The organism is Acinetobacter equi (genome assembly GCF_001307195.1).
Lineage (GTDB): Bacteria > Pseudomonadota > Gammaproteobacteria > Pseudomonadales > Moraxellaceae > Acinetobacter > Acinetobacter equi.
Map to the genome: position 1 here is coordinate 2,448,102 of NZ_CP012808.1, position 16,663 is coordinate 2,464,764.

Consider the following 16,663-nt stretch of genomic DNA (forward strand, 5'->3'; position numbering starts at 1 on the left):
TACCAATAGTCTCTCATTATGTCTCAGAAACTCGATATTTTAGGCGGTATTAGCGCTGAACAATTCCTTGCTGAATATTGGCAAAAAAAACCATTACTTGTTCGTAATGCTCTTCCTGAAATTGCTAATATTTTAGAACCGAATGATGTCATGGAACTTGCACTTGAAGACAATGTAAGTGCACGTTTAATTCGCCAAAAAGACCGTGATCCAAACCAATGGCATGTAAAATCATCTCCGCTTATTAAAGGTGATTTTCAAAAACCACCTAAGTTATGGACTCTATTAGTTCAAGCTGTAGACCATTATTCTTTTGATGTAGCTGAATTATGGAAGAAATTTTCATTTATTCCACAATGGCGTCGAGATGACATTATGGTGTCTTATGCGCCTAAAGGTGGTTCTGTTGGTAAACACTTCGATTTTTATGATGTATTTTTGGTGCAAGGTTATGGACATCGCCGTTGGCAGTTAGGTCAAATGTGTGATGCTGAAACTGAATTTGTCGCAGGTCAGCCATTAAAACTGTTACCAGAAATGGATATTAATTTTGACGAAGTTCTAGCCCCTGGTGATCTACTTTATGTACCACCTGGATTAGCACATTATGGCGTTGCAGAAGATGATTGCTTAACCTTCTCTTTTGGTTTCCGCATGCCAAATGTTGCGGACATGATGGATCGTGTAAGTGATAAATTTGCAGACAACGAACTACTCAGAAATCCATTACAAGACATTATCCGTGATAAGGTTTCAAACATTGGTGAAATTACTGAGCAAGAATTAATTTTCTTAAAATCTAAATTACTAGATCAATTACAAAACTCAATGGTTCTTGATGATGCCATTATGAGCTTAATGTCTGAACCCAAATATATTGACAATATTCCAGAAGTTGAAGAAATAGGTGTTGGCGATTTAGAAGAAGCAATTGAAGAAGGTTATAAGCTGATGCTTGAACCAGCCTCTCGCCTTCTTTATACAGATCAAGATGATGAGTTATTATTCTGGGCAAATGGCGAAGGTGTTTGTATTTCAGATGCATTCGTACCCTTCCTAAAACAACTTGCAGATGGTCAGATCATTAACTTTGATCAAGAACTTTATGATCAAGATATTCTCGAAGACTTAGCAATGTTATTAAATGACTCTATTGTAATGCTAGTTCCAGCTGAATAATATTTACGATATATTTCAATCTAAGTTCGCTTAGATTGAAATTCGAATATTTAAAATATATTTCAATCACATATCTTAATTATTGACATTTTTTTACTTGAATTTTCTAATTAAAAGCCTCAAAGTTTCCGCATAATATTTATTTTATGGAAATCATCCGTGCCAGGTTTAGCTCAGAGCATACGACATAAATTTCTAAACACATTTTTTTCAAGACATTCCGTTTGGTTCTTAAGTATTTTTATTGCTGTTGCCATTACATGGTTAAAATTCTCATATGAACCACACTACATTTATTATTTTATATCAGATAAAGTCCTAAATTCCCTTTGGGTCATTACATGGCTCTTAAGCTTATTAGGATTATATGATGTTTTGCAAAACAAACATTCAATCTTAAAAAACTATCCAATTATGGGACATTTTAGGTTTTTATTTGAAGATTTCAGACCTGAAATTCGCCAATACTTCATCGAAGCAGATCAAGATGCTCTACCATTTTCACGTGTACAACGTAGCTTAGTCTACCAACGTGCTAAAAATGAAAGTGCTGATAAACCTTTCGGCTCTATTACGGATGTTTATCAAGATAATTACCGCTTTTTAATGCACTCATTAACTCCAAGTAAATTAGCAAATCCAGAAACCTTCCGAATTCAAATTGGTAATGAGCAATGTAGTCAACCTTATAATGCTTCGATTATGAATATTTCTGCAATGAGCTTTGGTAGTTTAAGTGCAAATGCTATTCGAGCTTTAAATAAAGGTGCTCATTTAGGTAACTTTTATCATGATACGGGTGAAGGAAGTATTAGCCCTTATCATTTAGAAAATGGTGGTGATATTGTTTGGGAAGTTGCAAGTGGTTATTTTGGATGTCGTACTTTAGATGGCAAGTTTGACCCAGAAAAATTTGCTAAACAAGCTCAACTTCCACAAATTAAAATGATTGAAATTAAACTATCTCAAGGCGCAAAACCTGGTCATGGTGGCATTTTACCTAAAGATAAAATTTCAGAAGAAATTGCACAAATTCGTGGTGTCAGTCGTGATGAAGATTGTATTTCTCCTTCAAGTCACTCAGCTTTCAGCACACCAATTGAAATGATGCACTTTATTCAGCAATTACGTGATTTATCAAATGGAAAACCTGTTGGTTTTAAACTATGTATTGGACAACCTTGGCAATTTATGGGCATTGTCAAAGCCATGCTAGAAACAAAAATCTATCCAGATTTTATTGTTGTGGATGGCTCTGAAGGTGGTACAGGTGCTGCGCCAATTGAATTAATTGATAATGTTGGAACACCATTACGTGAAGGTTTATTATTTGTTCATAATACGCTGGTAGGTGCAGGTATTCGAGACAAAATTAAAGTTGGTGCAAGTGGGAAAATTGTCAGCGCTTTTGATATTGCAAGTACAATGGCATTAGGTGCAGATTGGGTAAATTCAGCTCGTGGCTTTATGTTTGCTATTGGCTGTATTCAAGCTCAGAGCTGTCATACCAACCAATGTCCAGTTGGTGTTGCAACACAAGATAAAGAAAGACAAAAAGCATTACATGTTCCAACCAAAGCAGAACGTGTATTTAATTTCCATACAAACACAATGCAAGCTCTTGCTGAATTACTTGCCTCAGCTGGTCTAAATCATCCTCAAGACATTAAAGCTCATCACCTTGCACAACGTGTCAATGATCGTGAAATTAAAAATTATGGACAATTACATTTTTGGTTAAAAGATGGTGAACTATTAACAACACCTGAATTTGAAAATACTGAAAATAATTTTTATTTCCGTATGTGGAACATAGCTTCTGCAGATCATTTCTAAATTTGAATTGACCAATAAAAAGAGGCAAATTTGCCTCTTTTTATTTAAGTTATTTATTCATAATAGCTACGACTAGATTGTGCATGCAGAAATGCTGGTATCAATCCTGTCAATGCAGCACGAATATCTTTACGTTCATTAATGAGTTGATGAGAACCCTCTTCCAAAATGAGTAACGTTTGTAAGCGAAACTTTTCCCTCACAAACTCAACATTATATTGCCAATCAACAGTTTGATCTAAAGCACCCTGAGCAAGCCATACAGGAATTCGACAAGGTGGTCGTGCTTCCATTTCTTGCATCCATTTTGACATCGCTAAAATCCAATCCATTCCCATCATTTTTGGTTGTAAAGGATCTCTAAGTCGAATAAACCGTAAAAATTCTGGATTATGATTATTCCTTCTAAAATGACGAGGAACTTCACGCTTAATTCGACGAATAATGCCTAAACCAATTGAATTATGCCACCATGCTGTTTTTGCAGGTCGAATTAATGGTGATAACAACAATATTCGATCAATGAATGGATTTTCACGGCGTTCCGCATATTCAAGAACATGGTGCATCCAAATTGCGCCACCAGTACTTTGTCCAATACCTATCCAAGGCTTTGGAAGCTGTTCAGCTGTACGGACATATTGATATACCGCTTGAAGTACATATTGATAATCATCAAAATTTTTAATATTGGCAGATGATCCATCACTTAAACCATGACCTGGCAAATCAAAAGTTAGTACGCTAAAACCCTGATCTAAAAGCTCTTTGACGATAGGTTGATAAATTCCGCTATGTTCTAAGTATCCATGTAATAAAGCTACAGTTCCTTGAATTTTATTAAAATTCGTTTTTTCTAATTGTGGTGTAAATACTTGAACATGAATTTTAAATAGTGGCGTTTCAATATACCCTTGCCAATGTTGGCAATCAAGCAAATGAAAACCATATAATTTCCGATAAGCAACAATATCTAGGGTTGGTACATAAGGCTTATTTAAATTCAGTTTTTCTAATTTTTCAGGCGTTAATTCACGACTTGGTATTGGTAAATCTTGTAGCTTCAAATCCTTCGGATTAAGAAATGGAAGATCTGACATCATGGAATCTCCCTGCAATCACTTGAACCAAAAAAAACATCACGAATGCTTGCTAAAGCTTCATAATTTGCACGGCGACTGTGATCATAATTTTGTGAACTTGGACGCCAAGTGGTTAATATCGTTGGCATTGGCGCTTCAACAGGAATTGTTTCTATTCCATTTAAAGCAAATAAACGACGCGTTCTTGGCATATGATATTGATCTGTAACTAAAATAACCGTTGGTGCACCACCTTTTTTCTGTAAAAGCAATGAACTAAATCTTGAGTTTTCACATGTATTCATGCTTCTATCTTCAAGAAGTTTTGCATCCACATTATGATTTTTTAACCATTTTTGCATATAAGGTGCTTCAACTCCACTGAGTACAATAGGTAATTTATATTGCTTTTCAATTTCTAATGTTTTTTCTAAACGTAATTTTGTATAGCTATTAACAACTATATCTTTTCCATTTTTATCTAAAGTTAAACCACCACCAAGCACAACAATAGCATAAGGTTTTGATTTAGCAACAGCTTGCGAAGTATCATTTTTGGTGACTAATTCATTTAACTCTTGTAAGTCTTCTAAATTAATAATTTCAGATGCACTATTTACAATTTCACTATCATCTTCAGTATTATTTTGAATAAGAAAATCTTTATATTGCTCCATTAAAGCATTATTTTCAGAGTGATTTAAAGTCAACAACTCTTTGAGAATCTTTGCTGAATCTACTTGAACTTCTGATGCAGTTTTTTCCGTATTCATAGGAATGATAACATCTTCTTGTCCTTTAGTTTTCTTCAAATTTTCATCTTTAATCATGTTAATTAAATCTTTATATCGCATTTGAATATATGCGATATTTTTAGAATTATTGTTCTGAATATCATCTTCTAATGTCTTTAAATAAGCCTGACGTGCAATCCATAAATTAGAACCTGGTTCCAATGTTTCGTTATCATTAAAGGAACCGAGTCTCTGACTTTTTGCGGCAACTTCATTCACTTCGACAGGAATAAACTTATTCAGCAAATAAATAACCGTTTTAGAATAAAATGGAGAATAAATAAAAAGCGTGAGTAAGCCTATCAATACAAAAATTGTTGTCGCTATTTGTACTGCTCGAACCATCTTATGCTTTTTCTCCATATATCGGTTATTCCGAAATTAAAGGATGTTGAATAATAAAACCTTGCTGATTAAATAAAACAGGTTCAGGCTCTAATGAAATACCAAATTTCTCATAAATGTCCTGTTGCACAGTCTTATACGTTTGCTGTACTTCTGTTAAATTTGCATCAGCATAATTAACAAGAACCAAAGCCTGCTTATGGAACATACCCACATCCCCTAACTGCTTTCCTTTCCATCCTGCTTGTTCAATCAACCAGCCTGCTGCTACTTTTATTTGATCATTTGGTTGCGGATAATGAGGTACTTGAGGATATTTTGAGAATAATTTATCAAAATCAGACTGCAAAATAACAGGATTTTTAAAAAAACTCCCAACATTTGGATATTCTTTGGGATCTGGCAATTTGCTTTGACGAATCTTAATCACTTGATTTTGTAAGTTTAAACCCGTTAAATCATCGCCTACAGCATTTTTTAAGTCACCATAGTTTAATTTTAAATCTGCTTGCTTACGTAATTTAAAGTTAACATGTGTAATCACATAACGATCCGGATCATCTTTAAAAATACTGTGTCTATAAGAAAAATGACAATCTTCCCTAGTTATATGTTTTATTTTATTTTCTTTCCGATCATATACTTCAACAGACTCAATAAAATCACCTGCTTCAACTCCATATGCTCCAATATTCTGAACAGGTGATGCACCAACAAGACCAGGTATCAATGCTAAATTCTGTAAACCATATAATTCTTGTGATGTTGTCCAAAGTACAAAATCATGCCAAATCTCACCAGCACCGACCTGCAATGTTGCTGTTTGATCATCTTCAGACAATTTTGTAATTCCTTTAATGTTCATGTGAATTACAAGTGCATGAATATGTTCTGGTAATAACATATTGCTACCACCAGATAGAATTAAAATATTTAACTGATGTTCATTAGCATAGGTCAAAGCAGAAACCAAATCATCAATCGACGAAATTTTGACATAATCAGAGGCAATGCTATTTAAACTTAAAGTATTAAAAGCTTTCAGTTGAACTTGTTTTTCAATTTTCATCATAGAACTTCAATCTAAATATTCATTACTTTAAAAACATTAACCCAAGCTCGACTACTTGACTCACACTGATCAAGAACTCGCTCAAATCCAGCATCACCGCCATAATATGGATCTGGTACTTCTTGCTTATAAAAGAACTCATCATGCTCACTCATAAGCATAACTTTAGCCTTTAATCTAGATTGACCAAATACGTCACACGCTGTCTGCTGTAATTGTTTAATATTTTCTAAATTTTCTAAATCCATCGCAAGAATTAAATCAAATTCAACAAAGTCATCGACCTTTAATTGTCTTGCGCGTAAAGTCGATAAATTATATCCACGTTTTTTAGCATGTGCTTGGCTACGTAAATCTGGTGCCTTACCGGGATGATAATTACTAGTTCCCGCAGAATCTACTTCAATATTCAATTGCTGTTGATCACAAAAATGTTTAAGTACCACTTCCGCTGTCGGTGAACGGCAAATATTACCTAAACATACACATAACACCTTGTATGGCGTTTTGGATGACATAACAGACCTCAGAATGATTTACATTTTCAAGTAATGAGTATGTTAATTTATTTACGAAATGAATCATACATTCATCTTCATGAATAATAGATAATCTCGTATAAAATTAAGTCTTTCTCAATGATTTACTTAGCCTATAGTAGAATAAATAGAATGCTTACAGCCTATTTCAACTGAACATTTTGCAACTCACCATCAAAAGTACTCATTAAATCTTTAATGATCGGCTCATCATTTAAAAGTTCATGTGTACGATGAAATGCTTTTTGCTTACGCGCGTTAAGCAAATGATATGGTGTTTCAGAGCTTAAGTTTTCGTACTGGACTTTAAACAATGTTTTTGGCCATTGAGCTTTTAATGCTTGCTCTAAATGCTCTTGAAGCTGTGCTAGCAATTGTTGATATTTTTCAGGAATATTAAAAGTAGATTCACCATTAATTTGTCCAGTCATCACTCCATGTTGAGCAAGCTCTTGCACAGCTGGAGATAACTCACTATTTCTAAACCAATATTCCCACTTATGAATATCCCAATCACCTTCTAGCTCTTGCTGAGTCAGTGCAAGAATATCTTGTGGCATTAATGATGATTTTTCATCAATATCATGTGATTCTTGAGACGTTATCGCATTACTTGTTGGTACATCTGCCCACAAATCAGAAATAGGTTCGTCAATAGACTGATCAGATATAACTTTTTCAACTGGCGGTTCAGTTGCCATACTTTCTACTGATGATTCTACAATAGGATTAAAATCATCATATAAAAAATCATCACTACTTGGTTCTATTGGAGTAGTCGAATCTGTACGATGATCTACTGCATCTAAACCAAATAAATCATTTTCAGCAGTTACATCAAATATAATTTGATTATGATTTTCATCTTTTGGCGCATTTTCTGTTTCAGATATTTCTTCCAAGAAATCATCTGATGATTTTACTATATGTTCTGGTAAAGAAATTCGCTCTAAAGGTTGAGATTCAACATCTGACAACCTTACTTCTTGGATTATATTATCTTCAGTAATCGTTATATTTTGCTCAACTAAACTCTCACCAACAGATTCTTCAATTTGTGATACTTGTGTTTGCTGTATCGATACAACCATTTCATTCGGTTGCATTGGGCGAAATGCCAATAACCGAAGCACACACATTTCAAAACCCTGCTCTTGAGTCACTGCCAATTGCAAATCAGCGCGACCTTTACACGCAATTTGATAATACAACTGTAAGTCTTGTGCCGTAATGAGTTTTGATAACTGCATAATTTTATGGTTTATTTCGGCGCTATATTTCAAACTTAAATCTGGCAAATATTGTAATAATGCCAACTCATGTAAAGTTGAAATTAATTGATCTAAGACCAATGACACATCTAAAGCTTGTTGTCTAAATTGTAATAACAATTCACTCACACGCACTTTTTGATTTTGATGGATTGCCAAGATCAAATCATAAATAATTGTACGGTCAATTAAACCCAACATGTCTTTTACATCTTGATGATGTATTTCTCCCTGACCATATGCAATTGCCTGATCAGTTAAAGATAATGCATCACGTAAAGAACCTTGTGCAGATTCAGCAATTTGCCAAACAGCATCTTGATCAGCGTGAATAGATTCTTTATGTAATATATCTGTTAAGTGTGTCGTAATCTCATCAACAGCTAAAGGTCTTAAAGTAAACTGTAAACATCTCGAAATAACCGTAATTGGTAATTTTTGCGGATCAGTTGTTGCAAAGAGAAACTTTACATGTTCTGGTGGTTCTTCTAATGTCTTTAATAACGCATTAAATGAATGCGTTGAAAGCATATGTACTTCATCAATCAAATAAACTTTGAAACGACCTTGCGTTGGCGCATATGGAACATTATCTAAAAGTTCACGTGTATCTTCTACTTTTGTCCGTGATGCTGCATCAATTTCAATTAAATCAATAAAGCGACCTTCATTTACCGCCTTACAAGTTGTACAAACTTCACACGGCGTAGATGTAACACCAGTTTCACAGTTTAAGCACTTGGCCAAAATTCTGGCAATCGTTGTTTTACCAACGCCACGAGTTCCAGTAAACAAATAAGCATGGTGTAAACGCCCACGATCCAACGCACTTGTTAAAGCCCGTGAAACATGGTTTTGACCAACCAACTCATTAAAATTACGAGGACGATACTTTCGTGCAAGTACTTGATACATGTATGCTCCTTATGATCTGTGTAAGCATACTGTTTTTTTAATAAAGAGTGAATGCGAAAAACGAAAAGATCGTGGTCAATTACACTATTTACAAATATTTTCAGTATTAGATTTGTCCATTCATTTTAGATTAATGATGGTAAATAGACTTACAAAGCAAATAAATTAAAAATGAATTACGCAATCGAACGAGCTTTTATTAATAAAAAATCTTCTGAAAAAGCATATGGTGTTGCGCTTTCATCTTGATAAATTTCTAATTGTCGTTTTTTTAAATCTACAAACAATTGATGCCGTGTTTTCACATTAAGTAACTCAATTTTGTCTTGCTGTTTATTTTTAAAAATAAATGTTCCTTGCAAATGTTCAATACCATTGTGTTGGCTTAAACTTTCTCTTTTAAGCACATAAGTTAAATCTTCTTTTAATTCAAGACTAACAGCCATTCCAGGACATTCATCGCAACGAGAAGAACATCCTAAGCAAGGTGTTGTTCCCTCATAATGACCAACCCATTGTACTAATTTTTTATTTTCGGAAATTGCATCTTTTTGTGTAAGCTCTTGCACTGACTTAGACGTATTACTCTCCTGACAGCCAAATAATACTGTGGATGCAAATAAAGGAATTAATATCTGTTTCTTCATTTTCAATCAAATAGTGCAAAAATTTTGTAGCGGGAAAATATCATATTTTATAAAAAGACTAAATGATCTCGTTACACCGACTAAGTAGGATTTTAGTTAACTACATATATATTTATTAGTGAATTTATAAAGTTATATTTCCATAAAATTAAGAAATATTATAAAGTCCATATACTCATGTAAATATTCATCACTTTCTTTTTCTTTGACAATTAAGAATACTCACTCTTCTTTAGCTTTATTTATTTTTTATATTTTGGAGGAAAGGTTTGAAACTATCAGATCGCGTAGATGAAATTAAACTATGGATAGATCAATATCCTTGGTTAGATATGCTCACGTCATTATCAATTGTCATTCTTGCAGCTATAGTCGCAAACTTTATTGCAAAACATATTGTTGTGAAAGGACTTCACAAAATAATTTCTAAATTATCATTTTCTGATAAACCAATGTTTCTTAGCAATAAACTCATTAGTCGTATTGCTAACATTGTCCCTGCACTCATTATTATGCATGGTATTGTAACTGTTCCATTTTTATCACCAAACGTAGAAAGTTTTGTGCAGATGTGTACGCAGGCTTTTATTTTCTTAAGCTTGGCTTTAGCAATTTTTGAGCTACTTAACCTATTTAATAGCGCGTATCAACATAATCCAGTTTCGAAAAACAAACCAATTAAAGGTTATCTACAGCTCATTAAGTTAATTATATCAATTGTATGTGTGCTCATGATTGTTGGCACATTCTTACAGCGAGATGTATTTACCTTATTAGCTAGTTTTGGTGCAATGACGGCTATTTTGATGCTTGTTTTCCAAAATACACTTTTATCTATTGTGGCATCTATTCAAATTTCTTCTTACGATATGGTTCGTATAGGAGATTGGGTAACACTACCATCTCTCAATGCAGATGGTGATGTAATTGACATGTCCCTACATACGATTACCATTCAAAATTTTGATAAAACTTACACCACCGTTCCAACAAATAAATTAGTTACTGATGCTTTTATTAATTGGCGAGGAATGTCACTTGCAGGTGTTCGCCGTATTAAACGCTCAATTCATATTGATCAATTTTCTATTGGATTCATGAGCCCAGAAATGAGTGAGCGTTTGCAAAATTTCTTGTTACTTAATAAATATTTAGAACAAAAAGGTGCTGAATTAGAAAAATTTAATGAAAGCTTATCTAATCATGATGAGTTAAATCAAAGACGTTTAACAAATTTAGGAACTTATCGTGCTTATGTTGAAATGTACTTAAAACAACATCCTAACATTTCTAAAGAAGCAACCTGTATGGTGCGACAACTTCAACCAACTAGCGAAGGTTTACCTTTAGAAATTTACGCATTTACCAACACAACGGTATGGAAAGATTATGAAAATATTCAATCCGATATTTTTGATCATTTAATCGCAATATTACCTGAATTTGGACTTAAAATTTATCAAGAACCTTAATAGATTCTTATAAACTCTAAAGACCTGATCAATTCTGTATGAAGTGAAATACTCTATAAATTACACATGCCAAATTATTTGGTAATGTTACAATAGAAATCAAAATTACAGCTTTGATCAGGTTAATCATGTTGAAGTGGCTAGAAAAACGTTTAGATCCTTATCCAAATGAAAACTTACACCAACCACTTCCCAAACGTTTTTTTCCTTTTGTTTGGCAAGCAACGCGTGGTGTTCGCCCTTATTTACTGCTTTTGGTCATTTGTACTGCTGGTGCTGCAAGTTTCGAAGCACTTCTTTATACACAAATTGGTAATTTAGTCACTTGGATTAGTAAAAGCCAACCCGATACTTTTTTGCAAGAACATAAAAACAACCTGATTATCTTAACGTGTATTTTATTTGCGAATATTTTCTTTACTAATCTTCAATCTATTATTAAACACCAATTTTTATTTAGTACATTCCCAATGCGCTTACGTTGGCGCTTTCACAATCTACTTTTACAACAAAGCTTAGATTTTTTTCATAATGATTTTGCTGGTCGCTTATCTTCTAAAGTCATGCAAACAGCCCTTGCTGTCCGTGAATTTTGTATGATTTTGGGCGATATGATTGCTTATGTCGTTATTTATTTTATTACTATTAGTGTTGTATTTAGTGCAATTTCACCCCTGTTATTGGTTCCACTCTTTATCTGGCTTTTTCTTTATATTTGTTTTGGTCTTTATTTTGTACCGCGCTTTAGTAAAGTTTCAAATGAACAAGCAGATGCTCGTGCTGTCATGACAGGTCGCATTACCGATGCATATACCAATATTCAAACCGTAAAACTATTTGCTCACGCTGGTCGTGAAAGCCAATATGCCAAAGCATCTATGAAAGAGTTTATGGTTACGGTATATAAACAAATGCGTTTAGGCACGTATTACGAAGTGAGTGTGAATCTCTTAAGCATTGTTTTATATATAGGTGTTCTCGGTACAGCAATCTGGCTTTGGACTCAAGGACGTGCTGAACTCGGTATTATTGCCGCAGCAACTGCCATGATTCTAAAACTAAATAGCATTGCCGAATTTATGATGTGGCAAACCTCTGCTCTATTTGAAAATGTAGGTACCATTCAAGATGGTATGAAAACATTAGGTCATCCTATTAATATTCAAGATAAACCTTATGCAACAGAACTCAAAGTTGCACGTGGCGAAATTGAATTTGATCATGTTTCTTTCGCCTATAACAATAAAAATGTGATTAGTGAATTAAATTTAAAAATTGGATCTGGAGAAAAAATTGGGATTGTTGGTCGTTCTGGTGCAGGTAAATCAACACTTATTCAACTCCTACTTAATTTTTATCAAATTAAACATGGCTCAATTAAAATTGATGGACAAAATATTTCTGATGTAAAGCAAGATAGTTTACGTAAAAATATTGCACTCGTCACACAAGACACCTCTTTATTACATCGATCTGTTTCTGAAAATATTAAATATGGTCGTCCAGAAGCGACAGATGAAGAAATGTTTGCAGCAGTTAAAAAGGCTCAAGCTGAAGATTTTATTCCTCATCTTTCAGATTTAAGAGGAAAAACTGGTTATGAAGCTTATGTTGGTGAGCGTGGTGTAAAACTTTCAGGTGGACAGCGCCAACGTATTGCTATTGCACGAGTTTTCTTAAAAGATGCGCCTATTCTTATTTTAGATGAAGCCACTAGTGCCCTAGACTCTGAAGTCGAAAGTGCAATTCAATCTAGCTTAGATGAGTTAATGCAAGGTAAAACTGTTATTGCAATTGCACATCGCCTATCAACAATTGCGCAAATGGATCGCCTAATTGTTTTAGATCAAGGTCAAATTGCAGAACAAGGTACACATGATGAATTAGTGGCTAAAAATGGAATTTATGCTCAACTATGGAAAAGACAAACGGGTGGCTTTATTATTGAATAAATGAATGAAAAATCAAGGATGTAAAATAAATGTTATATTTGGAAGATATTCAGGTTGGTGATCAATTTAAAAGTCGTGAATATGAAATCACTCTAGATGAAATTTTAAATTTTGCACAAAAATTTGACCCACAGCCATTTCATTTAAATGAAGAGCAAGCATTAGAACACCCTATATTTCAAGGTTTAGCTGCGAGTGGTTGGCATACCTCAGCCATTGTTATGCGCTTATGGACTGAATGTATGCCCATTGCATATGGCTTAGTCGGTTCAGGGTCAAATATTCAATGGCCACGTCCTACTCGACCAAATGATAAAATTCGTATTGAATCGGTCATTCAAGACATTAAGCCTTCTCGCTCTAAAAATGACCGTGCAATCGTGACATATCAAACACATGCATTTAATCAAAATGATGAAATTATTCTAATTTCAGAAACTAAAATCGTGGTTTTCAAACGTGAAAGGCTTATCTAATACCTGATAAATCAATCATTAACCCCACTTATATTAAAAATGCTTTTTATTCATTCAATATTAGCTGTATTTAGCATGATATAACTTTTGTTTTGAATAAAAAGCATGTATAAATCATGACAAAATTATTTGGCACTTTTTAGGAGTTAGTACCATGAATCATCCTGCAGATTTAAAATATGCACGTACTCATGAATGGGTTCGTATTGAAGGTGATCTTGTTGTAACTGGAATATCTGACCATGCACAAGATGCATTAGGTGATTTAGTCTATGTCGAAGCTCCTGAAGTTGGTCAACAAATTACTGCTGGTGAACAAGCAGGTGTCGTTGAATCTGTTAAAACAGCATCAGATATTCATGCACCTATTTCAGGTGAAGTCGTTGAAGTTAATATGGCTTTAGAAGATGATCCAGATTTTGTAAATGATGCGCCGTATGGCAAAGGTTGGATTTATAAAATCAAACCAAATAATATTGCTGATGTTGAACAATTACTTTCAAGTGCAGATTATGAAGCAGGTTTATAAAATCTAATTCTTAATGTGTTCATAAAACCGATCAAACTAAGTCTGGTCGGTTTTTTTAATCTATAAATAAAACCCCATATGGAATGAGGCTTTTATTTAAAATTTATAACTTATTTTAAGCTGTAAGCTTTAATTCTTGATTCACTAGCGTTTGATACACATCTAAAAATAATTGCTCCGTTTTTTCCCAACCTAAACAACCATCTGTTACAGATTGACCATACATCATTTCCGCTGCAATTTTTTGATTACCATCCACTAAAAAACTTTCCAACATTACGCCACGTACATGAGTGAATGGTCTCTCATGGATAATCGTATGTAATACTTCAGGTTGTAATAGTGGATTTTTAAAACTATTTCCATGACTACAATCAATAATTAAAGCAGGAAGTTCAGTTTTAGCTTTTTCTCGAATCTTATTGATATCAGCCAAAGTATAATTAGGACCTGAATTTGAACCACGTAAAATTAAATGTGCATTCGGATTTCCTTCAGATTCAATTAAGGCAGGTAATCCTGATTGACTTAAACCCATAAATTGATGTGGTCTAGAAGCTGAAGAAATTGCATCTAATGCAATTTGGATTGAACCATCTGTCCCATTTTTAAAACCAATGCTATATGGCATATGACTTGAAATTTCACGATGAATCTGAGACTCGCTCGTACGAGCACCAATTGCCCCCCAAGCCAATAAATCATCGAAATATGCAGTTGCCATTGGACTTAAAATTTCAGATGCAATTGGCAAGCCCATTTCTATAATCTTAAAATATAAGTCACGTGACTGTTCTAAACCTTTTTGCATATCTGATGATCCATCTAAATGAGGATCATATAAAAAACCTTTCCAACCCACTGTCGTACGTGGTTTTTCAATATATGCTCGCATTACAAAAAAGATTTTATCTGAAACTTTTTGCTGTAATTCTAATAATTTTTCAGCATATTCTAATGTTGCTATTGGATCATGTACTGAACATGGCCCGGTAATAATCATTAAACGCTTATCTTGACCATTTAAAATATGTTCAATCGTTTGTCGTTGATTTTTTATTTGTTCTGCTAAATATACTGGTAACTGAATTTGCTGTTTCAATTGAAAAGGCAAACTCAAAATAAATTCTTTAACTGTCGATTTTTCTAATGTATTTACTGTAGCATTCATTGGTATTTCCTTAGGATTGCAATCTTCGCAATCCGATCTTTTATTTGAGCAAATTGGGTCTATGGGCTTGTAACATCATGTGGTTATAAAAGTTGAACCAATAAAAGTTGCTAAAGTATGTAAAGTTATAAGTTTTCATTTGTATTCCTCAAAATATTAATATCTAAACGCTAAATGTAAAAAAACCTGACCGGGTTGCCGATCAGGTTTTTTATCTCTGGTGGGCAACCTTTTTGCCCAAACGCACTCGGGCAATTACATAAACTGCCAAAAATAAAAATAAGCGCATAAGTGAACAGGTTGCTTTAACATTTTAGTGTTCTAAAAAATTCAGTGTTAGGAATAAAATACGCACTATTTTCTTCTTTGACAAGTAAATTTTTATATTTTTTTCAAAAAACAAGGTAATCATTTTAATTTTATTAATTTCAACAAATTATTTTAAATAACCTAATATTCTAAAATACTTTTAAATAAAAAAGAGTACACAATGTACTCTTTTTTATTTTCTCAACACATTTTAAAAATATTATTCAAAACCATTCACTTTTAAACGTTCACGAGTCGATTCAATATTCTCTTTTAATTCATCGACCAATACTTGTGGTACTTTTGAGTTTGTTAAATAGTTAAAAATATCTATCCCCATTTCATAAGCTTGTACAGTGACTGCATACTCACCATTTGCTTTCGCTGCTGACAATTTTATATCTTGAGGAAAATCAGGGAAAAATTCAGTGAAATCTTCCGGTTTTTCTGTACCTAAATAAGTAAATACTCGCCACTCATTATTATCTAAATTACGAACAAAAATAAGGTCTGTTTGGCTTTCATATTTTTTACCGAAAATAGTATCTTTTGATATCCAAGGAACAATACACACTTCACCTAAAGGCAAAACAAAATTTGCTTTAGGATTTTGCAATTCTAAACCCTCATTTTTATATTGCTCACTTTTTGTTAAGCTTTGTTGGAATTGAATTGCCAGCTGATATTCCTGATCATTCATCCAGTCACCAGTGTAGTAAGTACTTTCAGGATGCTTATCTTTAAATAATCGGCTATATTCATTTTTTTCTAAAAATTGATGTAATTGTTCAGCATTACCTGTTTTAGAAATAGAATTTAATTCTGTTACATACTGATTAAACTGAGAATAGCTTTTTTCACATTGCAAATCTTCTGCTTGTGACACACCATGAATTGAAAGACCAACTAAAAGAGCAATTAATTTTTTCATTATATTAAACCACGTATTAAATCCCATAAGAAAGATACAGCATTCTTCTGTTTTAGCAAATATTTCAACTGATCCTAAACAGCTTCATCTAAAACATCAAAGATATTTTAGAAACAAAAAAGGCATCCTTGAAATAAATGATG

The 16,663-nt window shown here is 33.4% G+C and carries 14 protein-coding genes; 6 read left to right on the top strand and 8 right to left on the bottom strand.

Features of this window, described 5'->3' with window-relative positions; translation table 11 throughout:
* Nucleotides 1-18: 18 nt before the first annotated feature.
* Complete coding sequence (locus AOY20_RS11645) at nucleotides 19-1,179, top strand: ribosomal protein uL16 3-hydroxylase (RefSeq protein WP_054582014.1); 1,161 nt, start codon at nucleotides 19-21, stop codon at nucleotides 1,177-1,179.
* A 159-nt stretch (nucleotides 1,180-1,338) separates the two neighbouring features.
* Complete coding sequence (locus AOY20_RS11650; RefSeq protein WP_054582015.1) at nucleotides 1,339-3,015, top strand: FMN-binding glutamate synthase family protein; 1,677 nt, start codon at nucleotides 1,339-1,341, stop codon at nucleotides 3,013-3,015.
* 53 nt (nucleotides 3,016-3,068) lie between these two features.
* Here AOY20_RS11650 and AOY20_RS11655 read toward each other — a convergent pair whose 3' ends face one another.
* The 6 genes from AOY20_RS11655 to AOY20_RS11680 all read right to left on the bottom strand — a co-directional run bounded on the left by AOY20_RS11655 (nucleotide 3,069) and on the right by AOY20_RS11680 (nucleotide 9,680).
* Nucleotides 3,069-4,115, bottom strand: coding sequence for an alpha/beta fold hydrolase (locus tag AOY20_RS11655; protein ID WP_054582016.1), 1,047 nt, complete (start codon nucleotides 4,113-4,115; stop codon nucleotides 3,069-3,071).
* Nucleotides 4,115-5,254 (bottom strand): YdcF family protein, encoded by a 1,140-nt coding sequence (locus AOY20_RS11660; RefSeq protein ID WP_054582017.1) that lies wholly within the window; start codon nucleotides 5,252-5,254, stop codon nucleotides 4,115-4,117. The genes AOY20_RS11655 and AOY20_RS11660 overlap by 1 nt, the downstream gene beginning before the upstream one ends.
* A 7-nt stretch (nucleotides 5,255-5,261) precedes the next feature.
* Entirely contained in the window at nucleotides 5,262-6,305 is a 1,044-nt protein-coding gene (gene murB, locus AOY20_RS11665; RefSeq protein WP_054582605.1) for a UDP-N-acetylmuramate dehydrogenase, read from the bottom strand.
* 14 nt (nucleotides 6,306-6,319) lie between these two features.
* Nucleotides 6,320-6,826, bottom strand: a complete 507-nt coding sequence (locus AOY20_RS11670; RefSeq protein ID WP_054582018.1) for a low molecular weight protein-tyrosine-phosphatase — start codon at nucleotides 6,824-6,826, stop codon at nucleotides 6,320-6,322.
* Nucleotides 6,827-6,990: 164 nt separating this feature from the next.
* A complete protein-coding gene (gene dnaX, locus AOY20_RS11675; RefSeq protein WP_054582019.1) occupies nucleotides 6,991-9,033 on the bottom strand; it encodes a DNA polymerase III subunit gamma/tau in 2,043 nt (680 codons plus the stop codon).
* 176 nt (nucleotides 9,034-9,209) lie between these two features.
* On the bottom strand, nucleotides 9,210-9,680 hold the full coding sequence (locus tag AOY20_RS11680) for a copper resistance protein NlpE N-terminal domain-containing protein (protein WP_054582020.1): 471 nt from the start codon (nucleotides 9,678-9,680) through the stop codon (nucleotides 9,210-9,212).
* 269 nt (nucleotides 9,681-9,949) lie between these two features.
* On the opposite strand from AOY20_RS11680, the gene AOY20_RS11685 reads away from it, so the two are divergent.
* The 4 genes from AOY20_RS11685 to gcvH all read left to right on the top strand — a co-directional run bounded on the left by AOY20_RS11685 (nucleotide 9,950) and on the right by gcvH (nucleotide 14,109).
* The gene (locus AOY20_RS11685; protein ID WP_054582021.1) at nucleotides 9,950-11,152 is read left to right on the top strand and encodes a mechanosensitive ion channel family protein; all 1,203 of its coding nucleotides are present in this window, start codon (nucleotides 9,950-9,952) and stop codon (nucleotides 11,150-11,152) included.
* A gap of 128 nt (nucleotides 11,153-11,280) precedes the next feature.
* On the top strand, nucleotides 11,281-13,104 hold the full coding sequence (locus tag AOY20_RS11690) for an ABC transporter ATP-binding protein (protein ID WP_054582022.1): 1,824 nt from the start codon (nucleotides 11,281-11,283) through the stop codon (nucleotides 13,102-13,104).
* A 29-nt stretch (nucleotides 13,105-13,133) separates the two neighbouring features.
* Nucleotides 13,134-13,580 carry a MaoC family dehydratase gene (locus AOY20_RS11695; protein WP_054582023.1) on the top strand — a complete coding sequence of 149 codons (447 nt, stop codon included), beginning with the start codon at nucleotides 13,134-13,136 and terminating at the stop codon, nucleotides 13,578-13,580.
* 154 nt (nucleotides 13,581-13,734) lie between these two features.
* Nucleotides 13,735-14,109, top strand: coding sequence for a glycine cleavage system protein GcvH (gcvH, locus tag AOY20_RS11700; RefSeq protein WP_054582024.1), 375 nt, complete (start codon nucleotides 13,735-13,737; stop codon nucleotides 14,107-14,109).
* Between the two features lie 115 nt (nucleotides 14,110-14,224).
* Here the strand turns inward: gcvH and AOY20_RS11705 are convergent, their stop codons facing one another.
* Both AOY20_RS11705 and AOY20_RS11710 read right to left on the bottom strand, forming a co-directional pair.
* A complete protein-coding gene (locus tag AOY20_RS11705; RefSeq protein ID WP_054582025.1) occupies nucleotides 14,225-15,280 on the bottom strand; it encodes a 3-deoxy-7-phosphoheptulonate synthase in 1,056 nt (351 codons plus the stop codon).
* Nucleotides 15,281-15,809: 529 nt separating this feature from the next.
* Nucleotides 15,810-16,520 (bottom strand): hypothetical protein, encoded by a 711-nt coding sequence (locus tag AOY20_RS11710; protein WP_054582026.1) that lies wholly within the window; start codon nucleotides 16,518-16,520, stop codon nucleotides 15,810-15,812.
* Between the last annotated feature and the right edge of the window lie 143 nt (nucleotides 16,521-16,663).

Bases quoted from the DNA above. Each gene is read 5' to 3' on its own strand.
- AOY20_RS11645 (WP_054582014.1), top strand. From the start codon at position 19: ATGTCTCAGAAACTCGATATTTTAGGCGGTATTAGCGCTGAACAATTC.
- AOY20_RS11655 (WP_054582016.1), bottom strand. From the start codon at position 4,115: ATGTCAGATCTTCCATTTCTTAATCCGAAGGATTTGAAGCTACAAGAT.
- AOY20_RS11660 (WP_054582017.1), bottom strand. From the start codon at position 5,254: ATGGAGAAAAAGCATAAGATGGTTCGAGCAGTACAAATAGCGACAACA.
- murB (WP_054582605.1), bottom strand. From the start codon at position 6,305: ATGAAAATTGAAAAACAAGTTCAACTGAAAGCTTTTAATACTTTAAGT.
- AOY20_RS11670 (WP_054582018.1), bottom strand. From the start codon at position 6,826: ATGTCATCCAAAACGCCATACAAGGTGTTATGTGTATGTTTAGGTAAT.
- dnaX (WP_054582019.1), bottom strand. From the start codon at position 9,033: ATGTATCAAGTACTTGCACGAAAGTATCGTCCTCGTAATTTTAATGAG.
- AOY20_RS11680 (WP_054582020.1), bottom strand. From the start codon at position 9,680: ATGAAGAAACAGATATTAATTCCTTTATTTGCATCCACAGTATTATTT.
- AOY20_RS11690 (WP_054582022.1), top strand. From the start codon at position 11,281: ATGTTGAAGTGGCTAGAAAAACGTTTAGATCCTTATCCAAATGAAAAC.
- AOY20_RS11695 (WP_054582023.1), top strand. From the start codon at position 13,134: ATGTTATATTTGGAAGATATTCAGGTTGGTGATCAATTTAAAAGTCGT.
- gcvH (WP_054582024.1), top strand. From the start codon at position 13,735: ATGAATCATCCTGCAGATTTAAAATATGCACGTACTCATGAATGGGTT.
- AOY20_RS11705 (WP_054582025.1), bottom strand. From the start codon at position 15,280: ATGAATGCTACAGTAAATACATTAGAAAAATCGACAGTTAAAGAATTT.
- AOY20_RS11710 (WP_054582026.1), bottom strand. From the start codon at position 16,520: ATGAAAAAATTAATTGCTCTTTTAGTTGGTCTTTCAATTCATGGTGTG.